The 20,296-nt window shown below is 38.4% G+C and carries 21 protein-coding genes; 10 read left to right on the forward strand and 11 right to left on the reverse strand.

The genetic code is table 11. From position 1 onward, the window contains the following. Positions 1 to 34: 34 nt before the first annotated feature. Entirely contained in the window at positions 35 to 997 is a 963-nt protein-coding gene (locus GQR38_RS02200) for a TDT family transporter (RefSeq protein WP_165721297.1), read from the forward strand. A 2-nt stretch (positions 998 to 999) separates the two neighbouring features. Here the strand turns inward: GQR38_RS02200 and GQR38_RS02205 are convergent, their stop codons facing one another. After that, positions 1,000 to 1,191, reverse strand: a complete 192-nt coding sequence (locus tag GQR38_RS02205) for a DUF2986 domain-containing protein (RefSeq protein WP_007581250.1) — start codon at positions 1,189 to 1,191, stop codon at positions 1,000 to 1,002. A gap of 137 nt (positions 1,192 to 1,328) precedes the next feature. Here GQR38_RS02205 and GQR38_RS02210 point away from each other — a divergent pair, with 137 nt between their 5' ends. Then, complete coding sequence (locus tag GQR38_RS02210) at positions 1,329 to 2,816, forward strand: dipeptidase (protein ID WP_165721298.1); 1,488 nt, start codon at positions 1,329 to 1,331, stop codon at positions 2,814 to 2,816. Positions 2,817 to 2,861: 45 nt separating this feature from the next. On the opposite strand, the gene GQR38_RS02215 is transcribed toward GQR38_RS02210, so the two are convergent. Continuing rightward, positions 2,862 to 3,638, reverse strand: a complete 777-nt coding sequence (locus GQR38_RS02215; RefSeq protein WP_165721299.1) for an EAL domain-containing protein — start codon at positions 3,636 to 3,638, stop codon at positions 2,862 to 2,864. Between the two features lie 213 nt (positions 3,639 to 3,851). Here GQR38_RS02215 and GQR38_RS02220 point away from each other — a divergent pair, with 213 nt between their 5' ends. Next, a complete protein-coding gene (locus GQR38_RS02220; protein ID WP_165721300.1) occupies positions 3,852 to 4,037 on the forward strand; it encodes a 2TM domain-containing protein in 186 nt (61 codons plus the stop codon). An 80-nt stretch (positions 4,038 to 4,117) separates the two neighbouring features. Here the strand turns inward: GQR38_RS02220 and GQR38_RS02225 are convergent, their stop codons facing one another. From GQR38_RS02225 to GQR38_RS02235, 3 genes are all read right to left on the reverse strand, one after another. Beyond that, the gene (locus GQR38_RS02225; RefSeq protein WP_165721301.1) at positions 4,118 to 4,555 is read right to left on the reverse strand and encodes an OsmC family protein; all 438 of its coding nucleotides are present in this window, start codon (positions 4,553 to 4,555) and stop codon (positions 4,118 to 4,120) included. A 130-nt stretch (positions 4,556 to 4,685) separates the two neighbouring features. Further along, positions 4,686 to 4,820: a DUF2256 domain-containing protein gene (locus tag GQR38_RS02230; RefSeq protein ID WP_121954948.1), complete on the reverse strand. Its 135-nt coding sequence runs from the start codon at positions 4,818 to 4,820 to the stop codon at positions 4,686 to 4,688. Positions 4,821 to 4,822: 2 nt separating this feature from the next. Beyond that, positions 4,823 to 6,346, reverse strand: coding sequence for a deoxyribodipyrimidine photo-lyase (locus GQR38_RS02235; RefSeq protein ID WP_165721302.1), 1,524 nt, complete (start codon positions 6,344 to 6,346; stop codon positions 4,823 to 4,825). 120 nt (positions 6,347 to 6,466) lie between these two features. On the opposite strand from GQR38_RS02235, the gene GQR38_RS02240 reads away from it, so the two are divergent. The 5 genes from GQR38_RS02240 (at position 6,467) to GQR38_RS02260 (ending at position 11,739) form a co-directional block, all read left to right on the forward strand. After that, the gene (locus GQR38_RS02240) at positions 6,467 to 7,075 is read left to right on the forward strand and encodes a flavin reductase family protein (protein WP_149594224.1); all 609 of its coding nucleotides are present in this window, start codon (positions 6,467 to 6,469) and stop codon (positions 7,073 to 7,075) included. A 298-nt stretch (positions 7,076 to 7,373) separates the two neighbouring features. Next, positions 7,374 to 9,041 carry a YHYH protein gene (locus GQR38_RS02245; protein ID WP_165721303.1) on the forward strand — a complete coding sequence of 556 codons (1,668 nt, stop codon included), beginning with the start codon at positions 7,374 to 7,376 and terminating at the stop codon, positions 9,039 to 9,041. A 9-nt stretch (positions 9,042 to 9,050) separates the two neighbouring features. Further along, positions 9,051 to 9,581, forward strand: coding sequence for a hypothetical protein (locus GQR38_RS02250; RefSeq protein WP_024593548.1), 531 nt, complete (start codon positions 9,051 to 9,053; stop codon positions 9,579 to 9,581). After that, positions 9,581 to 11,026 carry an ATP-binding protein gene (locus GQR38_RS02255; protein WP_165721304.1) on the forward strand — a complete coding sequence of 482 codons (1,446 nt, stop codon included), beginning with the start codon at positions 9,581 to 9,583 and terminating at the stop codon, positions 11,024 to 11,026. Before GQR38_RS02250 ends, GQR38_RS02255 begins: the two co-directional genes overlap by 1 nt. Before the next feature lie 38 nt (positions 11,027 to 11,064). Next, the gene (locus GQR38_RS02260; RefSeq protein ID WP_033016000.1) at positions 11,065 to 11,739 is read left to right on the forward strand and encodes a response regulator; all 675 of its coding nucleotides are present in this window, start codon (positions 11,065 to 11,067) and stop codon (positions 11,737 to 11,739) included. A 27-nt stretch (positions 11,740 to 11,766) separates the two neighbouring features. Here GQR38_RS02260 and GQR38_RS02265 read toward each other — a convergent pair whose 3' ends face one another. Beyond that, a complete protein-coding gene (locus GQR38_RS02265) occupies positions 11,767 to 12,624 on the reverse strand; it encodes a PA4780 family RIO1-like protein kinase (protein WP_010555357.1) in 858 nt (285 codons plus the stop codon). A 311-nt stretch (positions 12,625 to 12,935) separates the two neighbouring features. Between GQR38_RS02265 and GQR38_RS02270 the strand changes: the two genes are divergently transcribed. Both GQR38_RS02270 and GQR38_RS02275 read left to right on the forward strand, forming a co-directional pair. After that, the gene (locus tag GQR38_RS02270) at positions 12,936 to 13,211 is read left to right on the forward strand and encodes an EF-hand domain-containing protein (protein ID WP_007581281.1); all 276 of its coding nucleotides are present in this window, start codon (positions 12,936 to 12,938) and stop codon (positions 13,209 to 13,211) included. A 12-nt stretch (positions 13,212 to 13,223) separates the two neighbouring features. Continuing rightward, positions 13,224 to 13,679, forward strand: a complete 456-nt coding sequence (locus GQR38_RS02275) for a hypothetical protein (protein WP_165721305.1) — start codon at positions 13,224 to 13,226, stop codon at positions 13,677 to 13,679. Between the two features lie 88 nt (positions 13,680 to 13,767). Here GQR38_RS02275 and GQR38_RS02280 read toward each other — a convergent pair whose 3' ends face one another. From GQR38_RS02280 to GQR38_RS02300, 5 genes are all read right to left on the reverse strand, one after another. Further along, entirely contained in the window at positions 13,768 to 15,147 is a 1,380-nt protein-coding gene (locus tag GQR38_RS02280) for a VCBS repeat-containing protein (protein ID WP_165721306.1), read from the reverse strand. A gap of 519 nt (positions 15,148 to 15,666) precedes the next feature. Beyond that, entirely contained in the window at positions 15,667 to 17,607 is a 1,941-nt protein-coding gene (locus tag GQR38_RS02285) for an EAL domain-containing protein (RefSeq protein WP_165721307.1), read from the reverse strand. Positions 17,608 to 17,868: 261 nt separating this feature from the next. After that, positions 17,869 to 18,714: a glutathione-dependent disulfide-bond oxidoreductase gene (gene yghU, locus GQR38_RS02290; protein ID WP_007581288.1), complete on the reverse strand. Its 846-nt coding sequence runs from the start codon at positions 18,712 to 18,714 to the stop codon at positions 17,869 to 17,871. 77 nt (positions 18,715 to 18,791) lie between these two features. After that, positions 18,792 to 19,373 carry a rhomboid family intramembrane serine protease gene (locus tag GQR38_RS02295; protein WP_010555361.1) on the reverse strand — a complete coding sequence of 194 codons (582 nt, stop codon included), beginning with the start codon at positions 19,371 to 19,373 and terminating at the stop codon, positions 18,792 to 18,794. A 116-nt stretch (positions 19,374 to 19,489) separates the two neighbouring features. Beyond that, complete coding sequence (locus GQR38_RS02300) at positions 19,490 to 20,173, reverse strand: type 1 glutamine amidotransferase domain-containing protein (protein ID WP_165721308.1); 684 nt, start codon at positions 20,171 to 20,173, stop codon at positions 19,490 to 19,492. Positions 20,174 to 20,296: the final 123 nt, after the last annotated feature.

A 20,296-nucleotide genomic window follows, 5' to 3' on the forward strand; every position in this document is an offset into this window, starting at 1 on the left:
TAACTTGTTCATCACCCAATAATTAGGAAGTACAGTGTTTAAGCAATTTAAAAATAAAGTGATGGGTGCGCCAACAGCTATGGCCGGTTTAGCTTTGGGTATTGCTAGTATGGGATGGACATGGGAAAACGTTTTTAATTTAAACTCCCAAGGGCAATTTTTGGGAGCGGTACTAGCTGGCGTATTAGTTTTACTTTTGGCTGCTAAGTTTTTACTACACCCTCATTTATTAAAAGCCGATTTAGCACACCCAGTTGCAGGAAGTGTGATCCCTACATTTGCAATGGCTAATCTTGTTATTTCAAACTCAGTTGGGCAATTTAATTCATTAGCTGGCGACATTATGTGGGTTTTAGCTTTTGTGCTGCATCTCACATTTTTGGTGAGTTTTTTATACCAGCGAGCAAAAAAGTTTAACTTTGAGGATATGGCGCCCAGCTGGTTTGTGCCGCCAGTGGGGATAATTATTGCAGATGTTACTTTTTCGGGAAATCCGACATTAGCGTGGTTAGCTTATAGCGCACTGGTGATTGGTATATCAACGTACAGTATTATGCTGCCAATTATGTTTTATCGTTTTTTATTAGCATTAAAAAGTGACTACGAAATACAGCCAACACTTGCCATTTTAGCTGCGCCTGCCAGTTTAACATTAGCGGGGTATTTTCATATTGTTGCTAATCCATCACTCTTTATAGTGGGCGCATTATTTATATTAGCGATAATAAAAACACTGATTGTTTATGTGTTATTTATAAAGTTATTACGCAGACCTTTTACGCCGAGCTACGCTGCTTTTACATTTCCAATGGTTATTGGGGCAACTGCATTATTTAAAATGAAAGACTGGATGCAAAGTATAAACCTCGCAATACCATATGTAGATGCAGTTAGTTACTTAGCTACGTTTGAACTTATAGTCGCCACGGCAGTAGTCGGTTATGTAAGTGGTCGGTACTTTTGCCACTTTAAACTATCAAAGGAACAGGTAACGTAGAGTTACTCTTGGGTTGCCTGTGGCTCATTACTTTCTTGTTCAGCTAGTTTTTCGCGCTCAGCTTTTGACACATAACCAGGTTTGTTGCTTTTATGTAGTTTAGCGTTAGTGCGTTTATCTTTCTTTTGAAATTTAGTGACGATTTTTTTACGACGGTTCACAATTAAATACCCTGTTAATTTTAAGTCGCGCATTATACATTCATCCTCATAAAAGCTGCTATATAAATATTCAGCTTAAGTTACCTGCGTGTTTAGCGTAAAGAGCTATAAGTAAGCGCTTCATAGCGTTATAATTACCGCTCTTAGTTATTAATTAAATGGGAATTGTTTTGAAAAAGTTAGCTTTAGCCAGTATTGCTTTATTTGCGTTTGGTGCTCATGCGCAGTTAAATAAAAATATTGATAGCGTTGCCGATTACGCAGTAAATACCTACCAAAATGCTCAAATACACACACTAACTAACTTAGTGGCTTTTCCGACCGTTAATAAAAGCGACATTACCGCTCCTCAAAATCCCGATTTTATTGGCTTTAAAGCACTTTTAAAAATGAAAGCCGCAGAGCTTGGTTTTGACTACCAAGATTTAGGCTACACCGTTTTAATTGGAATGGGCGAGCAAAGCGAAAAAGTAACGGTAGTAACGCACGGTGATGTGCAACCTGCTAATGCTAGCAAATGGAAACAAAGTCCTTTTATTATTGATACATCTGAACCGGGAAAATTAGTTGGTCGTGGTACGGAAGACGATAAAGGTGCAATAGCAACAGCGCTTTACGCCATGAAAGCAATTAAAGATAAAGGCATAACCCTTAATAACCGAATTGAGCTTATGATTTACCTTGCTGAGGAGTCTGATTGGGGTCCGCTTACTCAATTTATGAAAACGTATGAACAACCAAAATATGCAGTAACGATTGATGCATCATATCCTGTAGTGGTTGCCGAGAAAGGCTGGAGCTTAATTGCACCTACTTTTAATGCAACATCACCACAAACGGGTTTATATGTAAAGGATGTAACTGGCGGTGCGTTTAGAAGCCAAATTCCAGAAGACGCCAGCTTAGTACTTCACAATGCAGACGCTGCACTTATTAATACATTAAAAGCAAAAGCCAAAACATTAAATAAAGTTGAGTTTAACTTTAGTGAAAAAAGTAATGGTTTAGCAATAAGCGTTAAAGGTATGTCGGCGCATTCATCTGAGCCGGAGTCGGGTATAAATGCCATTGCTTATTTAGCTGAGTTATTTAAAGGCGTGGAGCTTGAAAATAACAGTGACGGTGAGCTAATCGACTTTGTGAATCAGTTAATTGGTTTAGATATTCATGGTAAACAGTTTGGCGAAATAGCTTACAAGCACGACTTTATGGGCCCGATGACAGTGGCACCAACCGTTATTGAGCGCGATGGTAATGCGCTAACACTTGCTGTAAATGCACGTCGCCCTATGGGTAAAGACGAAGCTGTATTACAAAAGCAAATTGATGATGCGCTCGCTAATTGGCAAGCTGCTAACAATGTAACGCTTGCTAACATAGAAACAATTATTGGCACACCTATGCTGCTTGATAGCGCGCCGCATGCGCAAAAGCTGCTTGATATTTTCAAGCATTTTACGGGCGACGAAAAAGCTGACTTTGTATCAATAGGTGGTGGCACTAACGCAAAGCTGTTTGATAATGCGGTATCGTTTGGTCCTTCAATGCCAGGCAAGCGCTACACCGGTCACTCAGAGCATGAATTTATGACCATTGAGCAACTTAAGCTTAATTTACGTATGTACACAGCGATGATGATAGAGCTAGGTAATATGTAGTTTAAGCGTACTTAGTTTCAATAAACTTAAAATAGGTGCTGGGTATTAATCAGCACCTATTTCCTCAAAATTTACTTCAGGCAAGTTTTCAAAGCTTGGTTTGGCAAATAAATACCCTTGCATAAGCTCAACACCTGCGTTTTTAAGCCATGTATATTCATCTACTGTTTCAATCCCTTCAGCCAGTGCGATAATATTTAAATCGCGAAACATATTTAAGCAATGAGTTACTATTAATTGGCGTTTTTTGTCGTTGCTTATATCGCGTATTAGCGCCATATCCAGCTTGATAATATCTGTTTGAAAGTCAGCCAGCAGATTTAAACCAGAATAACCTGCACCAAAGTCATCAGTGGCGGTTTTAAATCCGAGAGACTGATAGTAATCAACAACGCGTTTAATGTGTGCGGTGTCTTCTATTTTTTCAACTTCAGTAAATTCAAACATAATATTTTGAATTGGGAAGTTATACTTTTTTGCCGCTTCTAGTGTGGTGCGTATACATCGCTCTGGTTTATAAATAGCATTAGGTAAAAAGTTAATGCTTAGCATTGATGTTATGCCTAGCTTTGAGGCTAGTTGAATGGCTTTAATACGACAAAGCTGATCAAATGCATAGCGGTTGTCTTCATTCACTTTTGAAATGATTGAATAAGCAGACTCGCCATTTAAACCTCTAACCAGCGCTTCATAGCCATAAATAAGATTAGTTTTACAGTTTATAATCGGTTGAAAAGCCATAGAAAAATCAAATTCGAGATCGTTAGCGTCAGCACAGTTACTACACGTAACTTTTTCACAATCTTTTGATTTTTCGCTCATTTAGCTCATCCTTTTATGTTTATTTGTTTAGGTTAGTTGAGATTCTAACACAAATAGATTAAAGTATTGTTTTTTATGTTTTTACACATAATAAATGACTATGTAATTAAATGAAAATTGATGACTAATGTCAGATCACTTAGTGACATTTAGCAAGTGTGTACGTTGCTTATTAAAATAATAATAGCGACATACATCACTTGGAGAATATAAATGAGCAATACAGTGACATTAGGCAAAAAAATTAAAGGATATTTACTTATTTTAACTTTGCTAAGCGTTATAAATTTACTAACTTCGCCTAGTTATATATGGGTTGTATGGCCAGCAATTGGGATGGGAATAGGGCTTGCAGTAAATACTTTGAGCTGGAATAAACCTAAAAATACTTCTTTATAATAAGCAAGCCAAGTAATTACTTGGCTTGCTTAGTAGGAAACTGTCTAAATAGTAAAGTCTAAATAGTTAAGTCTAAATATTTAAAATGCTGATTGAAGTGTCGCATCTAGTGATATTTCAGTATTTAAGAGCTTGGAAATAGGACAGTTCTTTTTGGTTTGCTCGCATAAGGCTTGAAACTGCTCATTTTGAATATCATCAATACGCGCTTTTACTTCAAGGGTAATATGCGTCACCGAAAAACCATCATCTACTTCATCAAGGCTTACAGTGGCTTTAGTATCAATTTTATCTGCGGTAAAGCCTGCATCACCTAATGCAAGCGAAAGTGCCATACTAAAACATGCACTGTGAGCTGCACCTACTAATTCTTCAGGGTTTGAGCCTGCCTTATCTTCAAAGCGGGTATTAAAACCATAAGGTTGTTTATCAAGCGCGCCACTTTGAGTTGATATGCTACCTTTGCCTGTTTTAATATCGCCAGACCATGTTGAACTAGCCGTTTTTTTAATCGTCATCATCTTCTCCTTGCTTGAGTGTAAGCTTTTCAGGTTAGCTAAGCGTTATTTACAAAATAAACTTATATAAAGCCTTAAAAGCATTAATTGCTGATGATGTTGCAAAATAGACGCCAGTTAATTATTACTCTTATTTATTACGCCTGCAGCGCTCTGAACAGAAAATAACGTTATCCCAGTCGCACTGCCATTTTTTACGCCACGTAAAAGGTTTATTACAAATAGGGCATATTTTCTGAGGTAAGTTTAGTTTTTTGTGCGCCATGCTTACTTAGCCTTGCTGTTACTTTTAGTATCTGTTTTACTTTTTGTTCGAGTAACTTTTTGAGTACCCCCAACGTGCTTTTTAAGAATCCTCCCTATGGCGCGTTTAACATCGGCTCGCTCACGGTATTGCCATAAGCGCTCGCGTGCTTCTTTTGAGGCTGCTGTTAAATCAAGCATGGGTTCGGGATAATCCTCCCCTAACTTAAAGTCGTTAAAGAGTGCTTCCATTGGAGTTTGCTCCCAAGGCTGATGTAAATATTCAATAGGGAGTTTTTCAAGCTCGGGGCACCACTTTTTAATAAATGAACCTGTTGGATCTTGATCTTCTGATTGTTTAATTGGGTTGTAGTGCCTAATGGTGTTTATGCCTGTTACCGAGGCTTGCATTTGAATTTGCGGATAGTGAATTGCGGGCTCAAAATCTAAAAAGTAATTAGCGAGAGGAAAGCTTGCTTGCTGCCAGCTTATATTTAAATGATGCGTTACAAAGCTTACAAGCATGGCGCGCATTCTAAAGTTTATATAGCCGGTGGCTTTTAAGCAGCGCATGCAAGCGTCAATAATGGGAATACCTGTTTGACCTTGCGCCCAGCGTTCAATATCGTTTTTAACATGTTCATCATCACGATACGGAAATACATGATAACCCGGATTAAGGGCTAAAAACTCCATAGAACATTCGCTCTCAAACTTTTGCATAAAGTGGCAGTGCCAATGCAAGCGCGATACAAACGCAGCAAGCGGGCGCTTCCAGCCTCTTTTGTCAGGGTGTTTTGAATGATATTCATCAATGGCCATTTGATACACTTGCCTAAGGCTAATGTTCCCCCATGCTAGGTACGGCGAAAGTCGGGAGCAATGTGTTTGGCTTAAACTTGGGCTCGATATTCCTTTTTGATAACCTTTACCGCGCTCGGCAAAAAAGCTCTGCATTACAGTTCGCGCATGCAGCGGGCCGCCTTGTTGAAAGCTGTCGTGATCTTGCATGTAAGCGCTTGGTAGCTCAGGTGTTTGGTAGTTATTGAGGGTAATTGTTTTTATACTCTTCCAATTAGGAACAGCAATAGGTGCTTGCATTGTTTGCTGCCAGCGTTCGTTCCAATTATTACGATTTTTTTTGCCGCGAATAACCGCGCCTGTTTGCGACTCTTGCCAGTTAATATGGTTATGCTGGCACCATGCTTTTATTGCTTTATCGCGCTTAAAGGTGTTATTTAAGCCTATTTCTTGATGGCTAAAAATATTAACTATTTCATACTGTGCCTTTAACGATTCAAGTAAATCGCTCATATTTAAATTAAATATATAAACACAGGCGTTAAAACGCTCTAGTTGCTTGTTTAACTCAACTATTGATTGATATACAAAGCGCCAGTGCCGCTCATTGTAGTGTGCATCTTCGAGCAGTAATGGCTCAAAGTTATAAAGTAATAGGGTAGGTAAGCCATTACTGAATGCATTTTTTAATGGTTGATGATCGCTAAGACGCAAATCACGTTTAAACCACACGATGTTTATTTTCATATAATTTGTTTATTGCTTTAAATAGAGATAAAAATTAGCTTGTTATTTAACTGAGTCAGCCAAACCTATACGTAACTAACTTGAATTAAGATTTAGTTTTAATGTATTAAAAGGAAAAGTATGTTTTTAGATTTAACTGTAAATAAAGAGCTTAATGTTTATTCGTATTTAGTTGGCGGGATCAGCCCTCGTCCAATTGCATGGATAAGTACATTAAGTAGCGACGGTGTGGCTAATATTGCTCCTTACTCATTTTTTACAGTAGCGAGTTGTAACCCACCAGTATTGAGTGTGACGCAAGTAAATCCACGCGATAAACCAAGTAAAGATACATTAATTAACTTATTAGCGACTAAAGAATGTGTGATTAACATTGTGAGCCATGAACTGGTTGAAAAAATGAATCAAAGCTGTGCTAATTATCCTAGTGATGTTAGTGAGTTTGATGCTGCAAATATAACTAAAATTGATAGCCAAATGGTCGCAGTGCCGAGTGTTGCTGATTCAAAAGTACGCTATGAGTGTAAGCTACGCGAAGTTATTACTATTTCAAGCGAGCCAGGTGGCGGGCAAATGATGTTACTAGACATAGTGGGTATTTGTGTTGACGATGAAGTGTTTGTTGACGGTTATATTGACCCAACACTTTTAGATGCGGTAGGTAGAATGGGTGGAGATTATTATGCAACCACTAAAGACAAATTTGTACTTAAACGACCACAAATTTAGGGCGTGTTGATCTTTGTGGATTGAAATTTGTTCAATCTAGGGGCGATTTAATCGCGGCGCGAGGTTTGTAACCTAGTGGGCTAAGTAAAAACCGAGCAACAAAGAGTCAATCGTCCCTAGAAAGAACCCAAAGGGCAGCGCATGTTTGGTCTTTATGCTGCGTTATCGCCTATTTATGGGGAATAACCACACTTCATAGGCTCTGCCTTGCCTAAAAACCAAACATACTGCTGCAAATTCAACCACCAAAGATCAACACGCCCTAGTCTTATGTTTATTCTTCCTTAGTTTGTGCACAATGTTTGCACTTTTACTTGTTAACTTTGTTTTATTAAACGTTAAAGTAAAGGTTCAAACATTGAAAACACTTCTTAAAACAAAAGCCTCTAATGTAACTAAGTTATTCGCGTTAAGTGCGCTTTGTATCGCTTTAAGCGCATGTAATAGCGATTCTACAAGTACTACAACAGACGGCGAGACAGTCAGTAATAGTGTTCCAACGGTTGACGCCGGTATTGACCAAACTGTTAATGCGGGCGATACCGTTTATTTAATTTCAACAGTTGAAGATGATGGCGAAGTATCTGTTAGCTGGTCACAAACATCAGGCACTACCGTTAGCTTATCTTCAAGTACTGCAACGTCTACTGAGTTTGTTGCACCTGAAGTTTTAACCGATGAAGCACTTGTATTTGAAATCAGTGCAGATGACGGCACAAACGATGTCGTTGTAGATACAGTTATAGTTAATGTTATTGCTTCATCAGACTCAGGCTCAGATACTGGTGCAGTTGATAATAGTGCAAAACTTACCAGCTGGTTAATTAATAACGATACAACCTCTACTTATATACAAAACAATGGCGCAGTGGTTGAAGATGTTCAATCAATTGAGGTTGTTACTGTTACTGAGGAAGATGCTGACGTTGATTACATGTATGTGCAAACAACTGACATCCCTAAATATGACGTAACGCTTACACAAGACCAAGTAGACACGTTAAATAATCGCCCGCGTGCAGCTACTGATTTTTATAACGGTGTAACCTCAGCAGCAGTAGGGCAAACTATTTCGTTTGGTGAAGATATTGGCTATAACAGCAGCACTGAAAACTGTGATGACACAGGCGGCGCAGGCTATTGGCCTCCAGGACCAGGTTGCCCGACAGAACAAACCGTTGAGGCGTATTTTCCGATAACACCTACCGATTTATCTGACACTGAAACTTGCGAAACAGGTTTAGGTACAGTTGGCTTAATGGTTAATGGCACCAGTATATTTAACTGGGGCGATGGTATGAGCTACGGTAATAATATTTGGTATACATTAGCGCCCATTGCTGAGCAATACGATGTTGATGTGTGTGGCGGACATGCTGCTAACGGTGAATATCATCACCATTTTTACACGAGTTGCTTAGCTGATTTACTTGAAGATGATGGCGATGCGCATTCACCTATTTATGGGTTTGCAGCTGATGGCTATCCGCTTTATGGTCCTTATGAAAGTAACGGTCAACTTGCATTAAGCGGCTGGGAAATGCGTGATTATGGCGCATCAGAAAGTGAAGGTGGTTGTGGTACTGAGGGTGAGCGAAGCTGTACTTTAGTTGATCAATACGATGTTAGCCAAGGTACACAAACAAGTGATGCAGGTCCTGCTATTGGCGCAGAAGTAACGACGCTCTCTGGTAATACATTAAATGCCGACGATGGTTATTATTTTGAAGATTTCTACTACGCACAAAAAACAGTAACCGGTGCTCAATTAGATGAGCATAACGGCCACGATACTAACGATGGCAAGGGTTATCACTACCATATAACACTAACGTTAGACAGCGATGGTAAATTACAGCCTTCTTTCCCTTATCAAATAGGGCCTCGTTTTAAAGGTCAATTAGCCGATAATTCAATTGGTCGCTGTGATACGGGCGAAACAATGGGTCCACCACCGGGAATGTAAGGAGTAACTATGCGTTATTTTAAATACGCATTGATCCTAACTACTGCTGTGCTATTGAGCTTTAAGCTCTTTGCGCAGCAGGAAATGATGGATCATAGCCATATGCCTATAGCAGTGCCAAGTGATACGCCAATCCCGGCATTAAGCCTTAAGTTATTAAAAGATAGTATGTCGGGTTATAACTTAATTTTAGATACTCAGCGCTATGATTTATCTGTACCCCCTGAGGGCGCAATGAACATGCAGCAAATGATGAGCGTTACTACAAACGATGACACGGGCTTTTTACAAGGTCATGCTCATTTATATATAAATGGGGTTAAAATACAGCGAATTTACGGACATGCATTGCATTTACCTGCTAACTTATTTAAAAGTGGTATAAATACCGTATCGGTTACTTTAAATAATCATGGTCATATGTATTGGACCGCTCAGGGCAAAAAAATAGTTGCTACGCTGTATGTTAACGATCAAACCAAAGAGTTTATAACATACCGATTTGAAAGCTTTCCTAGCAAGGTTGAAAACACTAATTAATGAAAATTCATAATAAACTTTTCTTAATACTATTTAGTTTTACCTTTAGTGTTATTGCAGGGCTAGTAGTACTTATACAATGGAGTATAGGGCAAGGCGTAATTGATTTTGTTAATGCAAAAGAAGTAAAAGCGCTTGAACCACTTGTTGTGCAACTTGCAAAGCAATACGAACAAAACCCCTCATGGGAACGTGTTGTCGGCAATGGCGAAAATTTTAGAAAACTTGTTGAATCTCAGCTAGAAAATAGCCAGTTTTTACCTAGGCCACCAGAAGGTCCAGGCCCCAGAGGGGGAATGATGCGACGGCCGCCACCCGATCATATTCGTTTAGGGGGAGAGCGCCGCCTACCACCTGAAAATATTGCTCACTACGCTTTGCTTGACGAAAATAAGCAGCGAGTAGTGGGTAGATACCTCAGCGATTTAAAATATATAACAACCCCAATTACAGTGGGCGATAAAACAGTGGGTTACTTAGCTGTATCTAAAAGAGATAGCTTGGTTGATGGTTATGAGCTTGATTTTTTACAGCAGCAAACTAACTACTTATGGTTTATTGCTTTAGCCGCTGTATTGCTTACATTGCTAGTTACCTTTTTATTGTCTCGTCACTTAGTTAGCCCAGTAAAACAAATTGCTAATGGTATGCATCGCTTAACGCAAGGTAATTACGAGACCAAACTTACGCTTGAGCGAAAAGACGAATTAGGCCAATTAAGCGAAGATTTTAATATCCTTGCATTTACACTCGCTAAAGACGAGCAAGTGCGCAAACGCTGGCTTGCCAATATTTCTCACGAGCTTAGAACGCCAATGAGTATTTTGCTCGGTGAACTTGAAGCTATGCTACTTGGCATACGAGAACCGAACGCAAAAAATATAAGTTCGGCTAACGACGAGGCATTGCATTTAAAACGCTTAATAGATGATTTGCATATGCTCAATAGCGCAGAGTTAGGGGGTATGCATTACACTATGCAACCCACTAACATGGCGTTATTATTAAATACTATTGAGCAAAAATATCAGGTTATACTTGAGCAGCACAATATAAAAATTTACTTACTCAATAGCGCTAAACACATAACTGTACAAGCAGATAAAACACGCCTTTTGCAGCTGCTCGATAATATTTTAATGAACGCCGTGCACTATGCACAATGCACCACTATTTCATTAACAGCTAATAATATAAGCATTAAAGGGCAAACCTACTTAGAGCTTATAATTGAAGATAATGGCGTAGGTGTAGAGCAGTCGCATTTATCGCATTTGTTTGAGTATTTATATCGAGTAGATAGTTCGCGTAATCGCCAAGAGGGAGGTTCGGGCTTGGGCTTATCTATTTGCCAGCATATAGTTAAAGGCCATAATGGTGAAATAGCTGCTGAAAAAGCCACTCTAGGCGGTCTTGCTATTATTATTAGATTGCCAACTATTTAGTTTACAAAATAAAGTTAAGGTTACTTACAGAGATGCTTATGAGTGAACAAATACTAATTGTGGAAGATGAAGTAAAGCTAGCTAACTTAATGAGTGACTTTTTAAGCAGCCATCACTTTATTACTCATCAAATACATCACGGGAATGAAGTATTACCTTGGCTTGAAATTAACAGGCCGAGCGTAATTTTGCTCGACATAATGCTACCTGGTCAAAGTGGTATAGAACTATGTAAAGCAATCAGGCGCTTTTCAAATGTGCCTATTATTATGGTATCGGCAAAAGTAGAAGAAATAGATAGGCTGCTTGGACTTGAGTTAGGTGCAGATGATTATATTTGTAAGCCGTTTAGTTATGCTGAGCTGGTGGCGCGAGTTAAAGCTATATTAAGGCGATTAAGTAGCGCAAGTGATGTTACAGAGTCAACAATGAAGCTTGACGAGAGCACTTACAGCGTAAAATACAAATCAAGCAGCATAGAGCTAACGAACTTTGAATTTCAGCTATTTAAACCTTTGTTTAACAACCCAAATCGCATTTATTCGCGCGATAGTTTAATGGACACTATGTACGCCGATCAGCGTATTGTGAGCCATCGTACTATTGATAGCCATATTAAAAAGTTGCGTAAAAAACTAGATGAAGTGACACAAACTGAAAGTGTTATTCAGTCTGTTTATGGGGTTGGCTACCGATTTGTGCACCCGCAGTAAGAGGTATTAGTGAGCTATGACGATGAGTTACTCATCATCGTCAGCATTTTTAATTCGCTCTAAACGGTCAAACTCTTCGTATTCGGCAGCTTGAATTTCATCAAGAATAGAATCTACATCGGCAAGTTCGTCACTGTCTTCAAATTCACCAGTAAGCGTTGAATTAGGCGTTAAATTGGCCTCTTCAAATAATGCCCACATTTCTTTAGCGTATTGAGTTTTTAGTATGCTTGGCGCAAATTCACCATAATAGCGGCGTATGTTATTTACATCGCGTGCAAACATAGCTTGTGCACTGTTATTTGCTGAAGCGTTAACTGCTTGCGGTAAATCTATAATTACAGGGCCGTTATTATCTACAAGTACATTAAATTCAGATAAATCGCCGTGTATTATACCTGCGCAAAGCATAAGCTTAATGTAATGCATCATGAGTTTATGCTGCTCAATCGCTTGCTCTTCACTAAAAACGACATGTCCAAGTTGAGGGGCTACGTTACCATTCTCGTCCGACACAAGCTCCATAAGCAGCACGCCATCAATACAAAAGTAAGTATCAGGAACACGTACACCTACGCCAGCTAAACGAGATAACGCATCAACTTCGGCATTTTGCCAAATCTCTTCTTCTAATTGACGGCCATAGCTAGAACGTTTACCCATAGCACGCGCTTGGCGTCCACCACGTACTTTTCGGCCTTCTTGGTATTGTGCCGCTTTTTTAAAGCTACGTTTAACCGCGTCTTTATACACTTTTGCACAGCGAATGTGCTCACCACAGCGGACAATAAATACATCGGCTTCTTTACCGCTCATTAGTCGGCTTATAACTTCGTCAATAAGGCCATCATCAACAAGGGGTTGTAGGCGTTTAGGTATTTTCACAGATTGCCTGCTAAGTAGGGTTGGTTATTAATCATTATTTATGAAAGTGCTCTGTATTTGTTTGTTTAATTGGCTCAAGCAGTATATCAGCTTTGAGAATTAAGGGCAGTAACACTACTGCCTGAGAGTAATTAATCGTATTATTTTATTAGCTTATATATTGATTGCAAAGCAATCAACCAGAACTTTTTAAATAAGCATTTAGATTACTATTTTTTATTAAAATAATTTATTACTTCCTCATTATTTGCACATTGTTTGCGTTTTTAAAGCGTAAGCTTAGTTTAATTCTTAAATACGAGGTTATTACTATGAAGCATTTTTCAACTCTTGCCACTGTGGCAATATTATCTATTGCTTTTTCAGCTAATGTAGCTGCTCGAGGCGGTGACAATCCTCCTGAAAAACCTGACTTTTCAACTATTGATACTGATGGTGATGGCGTAATTAGCTTTGAAGAGTTTAGTGCTAAAAAACCGCCACACGGCGATGCACAAACAATTTTTGATTCTATAGATGCCGATGGTAATGGCGAAATTAGTGAACAAGAACTTAGCGATCATAAACCACCTCGTCGTGAACGCTGAAAGGATACTAAAATGATTAATAGTATTAACAGTAGTTCTGCGAGTTTTATGCCGCAACAAAGTAGTCAGGCTGCAAAACTAACAACAGAGCAAAGCGATTTTGTTAAAGAAACGCTTGCAGAGTTTGACGCTGAAAACTTAACCGAAGAAAACGCGCAAAGTATTCAAGCGGCATTTAAAGAACAAGGTATTGAACCAACAAAAGAGCTTGCTGATTTAATGAGCGAACTTGAGTTTGATGCTAAAAGCATTGGTGATGCAGGACGAGTGGAAGGTCAAAGACCGCCACCGCCGCCACAGAACTCATTAGAATCAGTAGATACAGACGAAGTAGTCAGCTACTTAGATGAGCTATTAACTGAGTATTCAAACCAGTTGTCTGATGAAGATAAAGAATCAATCCTTGCATCAGTGCAAGAGAAGTTTGGTTTAAGTGAAGGCGATTCACTGCTAAATGTAACTGCTTAGGTGTTATAACTTAGAGTAAAGCTGACTGTTACTCGAAAGTCTTAAGTCCAAAGCCCAACGGTTAACTCTGTTGGGCTTTTTTATTGGCTTAATTTAAGCGTGTTTCTATTTTGCTGGTGCCATCTTCTTCGGTAAATTTAAATACAAAATCTTTTTTACCGTCTTGGTTTATATCTACTAGAAGAATATCTTTATTATTTTTAGGCAGCGTTAGTTTTAATTTTTTACGTTTATCATTTAGCAGTGAGTCTTGCTCTCCGTAATAAATATACAGCGTTTTTTTACTGTATTTGTATACTGCGTCAATATAGCTGTCGCCGTTAATATCACCTAAATATAGGGCTGGCTCGGAATCATCGCCGTTCATTCCTACTTCCATTTCTAAATCAAGTTCTATACTCGATTTATTGGTAAATGAGCCGTCGGGTTGCTGCTTATAAAGGTTCATTTCTACATCTACATCAGTACTGCCACCGCCCAATGCCATAGACGCAATAGTACCTAAGCCAATATCTAAATCCATTTTTTGTAAATCAATTAAGCCATCATTATTAAAATCAGTTTTGAGCAATAACTCACTAGGGCCTTGTGTTTCAAATAAGGTAATGGGCGTATTAGTAAAGCCTTTAGCACTTCCTAGGTACAAAGTATGTGCTATTTTTATATCTAGCGAGTCCATACCTTGCGTTGGCTTAAACTGTCTGGTTGTAAAATCTAGAAATCCGTCGTTATTAATATCAATAATTTGCTTTATTTTGCGAGTTTCGCCATTGCTTAGCTCGCCTAACTCGATGTTAAAATCAATTGAGGTGAGCTTTTGCTCAAAACCTTCTGAATTAGCAAGTAGTACATCTGCTCCAAAGTCATTTGAAAAAACCAAGTCGCTTAATCCGTCGTGGTTAAAATCAATAACGACGGGTTTATTGTTAATATTAACTTCTAGAGAAAGCCCTTTTCCTGAAAAGCTGCCTTCATACATAGGTGTTTGTTTAAATTTGTTAGGCTTAAAGCTGCCATCTTTATTTTGAATGTATAAAGTACTGCTTGCTAACCCAGGGATAAAAATATCGCTTAGACCGTCATTGTTGGCATCGAAGACAAAGTCTACTTTTTCAAATTTATCTATTTTTAATTGATTTAGAACCGACTCATAATTAAACAATAGTGTTGGTTTACCAGCTTGGGCTTTGTATACGCCATCACTTGTTAGTACGAGTGCTTGTTTATCGGTAATGTTAGCAAGTGTAGCCACATCAAACCCGATGGCATTTTTTGGTAAAGCAAGTTCACTACTTAGTGATGTGAGTAAATTGATGGCTTCTAATTGTTTTGATTCTTTATTATATGCAAATAAAATCTCTGAATCGGTTGATACTAATTCATCCGTTGTTTTTATTGCTATTGTTTGAGCTATAGCGCTAATGGGGGTAAGTAAAGTGATGAGTGAATAGCAAAGTGGTTTTATCATGCAAATCCCTTTTTTATATTTAGTTGTATCGTTACATTTTTATTATTCACTTATATAAGCAACATCAGCGCACAACTTAACGTAGGGTCCAGCGCTGGCGGTTTGCTAATTAGCGTAAATTTAAACGTAATACACTTATGTAAGTTGGTTTATATTTAGCCTACGCTAATAACTATGTACTGGGTGTAAGTAATTGTAAGATTATGTTTTAAGGAGGGCTTATTGACCTTTCAGGATTGAACTTTGTTCAACCCAAGGACGATTTAATTGCGGCGCGAGGTTTGTAACCTAGTTACAAAGAGTCAATCTCCCCTAGGCAGAACCCTTCGGCAGCGCATGTTTGGCATTAATGCTACGTTATCGGCTATTTATGGGGAATAACCACACTACATAGGCTCTGTATTGCCTAAATACCAAACAGTCTGCTGCAAGTTCAACCTCGAAAGATAAACAAGCCCTAATAAGAAAGGTAGCGCAAAACTCATATGGTAGTTAAGCGCTTTTAGCGGGTTTTGGTTATCAACGGCACAGCTTATTTTGCTCATTTAAATAAGCATCTACAAAATCTACTTCCATCGGTTTTGAAAAGTAATAACCTTGCAGGTGAGATACACCAATATTAGTAAGCGTGTTTGCTTGTTCAATAGTTTCAACGCCTTCGGCAACCACAGTAAAATCTAAAGATGAGGCCATTTGTACAATTGCATGAATAATACTTAACCCTCTTTTATCCATGTTTTGAATAAAACTTCTGTCTATTTTTACTATATCTACACCAATATCAAGCATGCTTGATAGTGATGAGTAGCCAGTTCCAAAATCATCAATTGAAATACAAAAGCCTTGTTTTTGTAGTGCTTTAACGGCTGTCAAAAACGTGAGTTTATCTTCGGCAAATACTGATTCGGTAATTTCTATATGCAGATCTTTAGGCTCTACTTGGTGATTGTTTACTATTTTTAATACCTTAGTTACAAAATTTGGATCTTGTAATTGTATTACCGATACGTTCACGCTTACTGCAATTTTTGTCGGTAAATGGTTGAATTTATTTGCTTGTATACATGCTTGTTCTATGACCCAGAGGCCCATTTGGGTTATTAAACCGTATTGCTCGGCAATAGTTATAAACTCATCAGGGAAAATATTTTCACCGTCTAGTTGCCAGCGTAATAATGATTCGAAAGAGGTTACTTTTGATGTTTTGCTATCTACAATTGGCTGAAATACTAGTCTTAAACTGTTTTCTTCTATGGCACTGGCTAGGCGTTGACTCAACAGGTACTCTCTTTCTTGTTTTAATTTGAGTGAATCGTTATAAATATTGATATTACCTTTAGCCATGCGTTTTTGGTGATACATTGCAATATCAGCAGAGCGAATTAAGGTATTTAAATCACTCCCGTGCTCAGGGTACATGGCCATTCCAATAGTTGCTGATACCCATTTTTGATATTTATATGTTTCATGCTCGGCGCTAATGCTTTGAAGCACTTTATTAGCAAACTCGATAAGCTCAGTTTGGTTTTGATACGTTGCTAAAATTAAAAACTCATCCCCGCCCCAACGGCATTTATAGAGTTGTTGGTTGCATACATTACTAATTCTCAGTGCTATTTCTTTTAATACTTTATCGCCCACTTTATGACCCAACGAATCGTTGATTTGCTTAAAACCATCTAAATCTACAAATAATAAAGCAAAGGGTTCTTTAGGGTTATCTGCTAGTTGTTTGTTTGCATTTTTTAAAAATGCGGTGCGGTTTAATAGATTTGTGAGTGGATCGGTATTCGATAAGCGGTAAATTTCTTCAGTGCGTTGTTCGACCTTGTTTTCCATTTCATTAAGCAGCTCTCTGTTTTGGTTTTTGAGCTTGATTGCACTGTGTGTAAATGTGGCTGATTTGTACGAAGAGGCAATCATGATTGTGGCAAAAGTTAAACCTAATAACCCCAATACGTGTTGGTAGTGATCGTTTGAAAGCGCTAGCAAAAAAGAGTAGGGCGCCAATAAAGTAAAACTATATAGAACAGCGGTAAAACGACTTCCAGACAGCAAATTTGCAGAGCCACCGGCAAGCGCCGATAAAATAGCGATGGTCGTAGTAACTTCCACCGTAGATGAAGTGCTATGAAACCAAAGAGCATAACCACACCAAGACACGGCTGTTGATATACAGCCAATAGCAAAGCGATTTAGATAAGAGTGTGTGTTGTAAGGTTGGCGAGAATTTTGAGCTTTCAAAAAAAGCCCTACATCAATAATACGTAAAGTAAGCACGCACATCATTATGCCTAACCAGACTACTTTATCGTGGTTAGTTTTCTCATTAGTTATATCAAAAGCAAATACTAAAGCAACGCTGACTAGTACAGAGACTGCAATTCCGGAAATAGCATTCGAGTATAAAATTTTGAGCGCTTCTTTTCGCTCATTATTACTTAAATTGTTATATGGCACTAATTAAAACCTTTTTCAAAAACAACCCCTAGGAAATTAAGTAAACCATTTAGCAAATTACACTAATGCAATACTGGTAATACAAAGAGCTTAATAAGCCTTTACGCAGCTAAATAAAACTTTAATGTAAAGTAAATATAGTTTACGGGAGGGATAAAAAAAGTTTAAAAAGTAAAAAGGCCCAAAATAAATATTTATTTTGAGCCTTAAAATTATCAAGCAGGTTAAAGTGTTAACGACTTTACTTGCTGTTCTATAGATTTAACCTTCGAAATCGCTATCGTTATGGCGCTCTGCCATTTGCTCTTCTTCAGGACCCCATGTGCGATTTACGCGACGACCACGCTTAACAGCGGGTCGCTCTGATATTTGCGTAGCCCAGCGTACAACATGGGTGTATGAGGCAACATCTAAAAACTCTGCTGCATCATATAAAGCTCCAAGCACTAACGATCCGTACCACGGCCAAATTGCAATATCGGCAATTGAGTATTCATCACCTGCCATGTATTCATTTTCGCTTAAATGGCGATTTAACACGTCAAGCTGGCGTTTAGTTTCCATGGTAAAACGGTCAATAGGGTATTGCATTTTACTTGGTGCGTAGCTATAAAAATGACCAAACCCACCACCTAAGTAAGGCGCTGAGCCCATTTGCCAAAATAGCCAGTTACGACACTCTGTTTTAGCTTTTAGATCTTTAGGTATAAGTACATCAAATTTTTCAGCCAAATACTGTAAAATAGAACCTGATTCAAAGATGCGAGTAGGCGGCGTGGTTGAATGATCCATTAGCGCTGGGATTTTTGAGTTTGGATTAATATCAACAAAGTCAGATCCAAACTGATCGCCATCACCTATGTTTATTAAATATGCGTCATAGTCTGCATCGGTGCAACCAAGCTGTAAAAGCTCTTCAAACATGATTGTAGCTTTTTGGCCATTAGGTGTCGCAAGAGAATAAAGCTGAAATGCGTGCTCACCAATAGGTAGAGTTTTGTCATGAGTCGCGCCTGCGATTGGGCGGTTAATGCTGGCAAACTTACCGCCACTTTCACTTTCCCACGTCCATACTTTTGGTGGCGTGTATTCGTTTTTATCACTCATAAATAACCTCTGTTAGATGAAATACATATATGGTAAATGTGGCCATAAAAAATTAATTAAAGGCCCTAATACTTAATTTACCGACCTTTTAATTTATCGGCTTTTGCTAATCTATAACCTAAAAACAACCCGCTTAGCGCTCCAAATAAATGGCTTTCAAACGATACATGATAGCGCTGAGGTAAAACACCCCATATAAAACCGCTATAAAGTATAGCCACTACAACTGCAATTATAATTGATTTTAATGAGCGTCTTACTAAGCCGTAGCATAGAATAAAGCCCCATAAACCATATATAACACCGCTTAAACCAACATGTATGTTACTGCGCCCAAATGCCCAAACTAACAGTCCACCGACTAGAGCGGTAAAAATAAATACGTTATAAAAACGTTTTACGCTGTACTGGCAAATGAGCCAGCTTAATACTACAAATGGGATCATATTACTGGCAAAGTGCCACCAGCTACCATGTAAAAAAGGTGCGCATAGTATGCCAATTAATCCTTGGATACTGCGTGGATATATGCCTAAACCATTAAGATTTATGCCAGGTAGACTATTGATCACCTGTAGTACGAAGCAAATAACAACAATACTAAAAATTGCGAAGCGGGTACTCGTTAGTAATGACAGTGTGGTTGGCTTGGTTGCCATATAATCGCCCTAATTGACTTTAAGAGTTGCCAGTATAGGAATTGTATTTGCTAATGAAAAGCAATTAAAAAAGCACAGCATAAAATGCTGTGCTTATTTTTAATTTTTACTCACTATTAACCTAGTTTAGTTAATAGTTTTTTTGCAGCTAGTTCAGAGCTTGCTGGGTTTTGACCGGTAATTACTAAACCATCTACTAGCGCTAATACGCCCCAGTCGTCAGTTTTTTGATAATCGCCGCCTTTTTTAATTAGCTCGTCTTCAACTAAAAATGGCACGATATCGGTAAGTTGTACTGCAGCTTCTTCAGAGTTAGTAAAACCAGTTACTTTTTTACCCGCTACTAATGCATTGCCATCAGCATCTTTAACATTTAAAAATGCAGCACTTGCATGACATACCGCAGCAACAGGCTTTTGCTCTTTTACAAAGCTTTCGATAAGCGAAATTGAATCAGTGTTGTCAACTAGGTCCCATAATGGACCGTGACCGCCTGGGTAAAATACAGCGTCAAAATCGCTAGATTTTACTTCACTCAACACTTTAGTGTTTGCCATAAGTGTTTGTGCTGCGCTATCGGCGTCGTAACGTTTAGTTGCATCTGTTTGAAAATCAGAAAGTGTACTTGTCGGATCAATTGGTGGTTGACCGCCAGCTGGAGACGCTAATGTTACTTCAACGCCTGCATCAACAAATGCATAATAAGGGGCTGCAAATTCTTCTACCCAAAAACCTGTTTTTTCGCCAGTGTTACCAAGTTCTGCGTGAGATGTAAGAACCATAAGTATTTTTTTAGACATTGAATATATTCCTTCTGATGATTTAAATTGGTTTATCTTGCTTACCAATTACTATATGCACTAACAGAGCTTTAAACAACGATGATAAATTTAACTTTATTGGTTTAATAATTGATACAATAG

The sequence above is a fragment of the Pseudoalteromonas sp. c7(2019) genome, assembly GCF_011378625.1.
Lineage (GTDB): Bacteria > Pseudomonadota > Gammaproteobacteria > Enterobacterales > Alteromonadaceae > Pseudoalteromonas > Pseudoalteromonas arctica.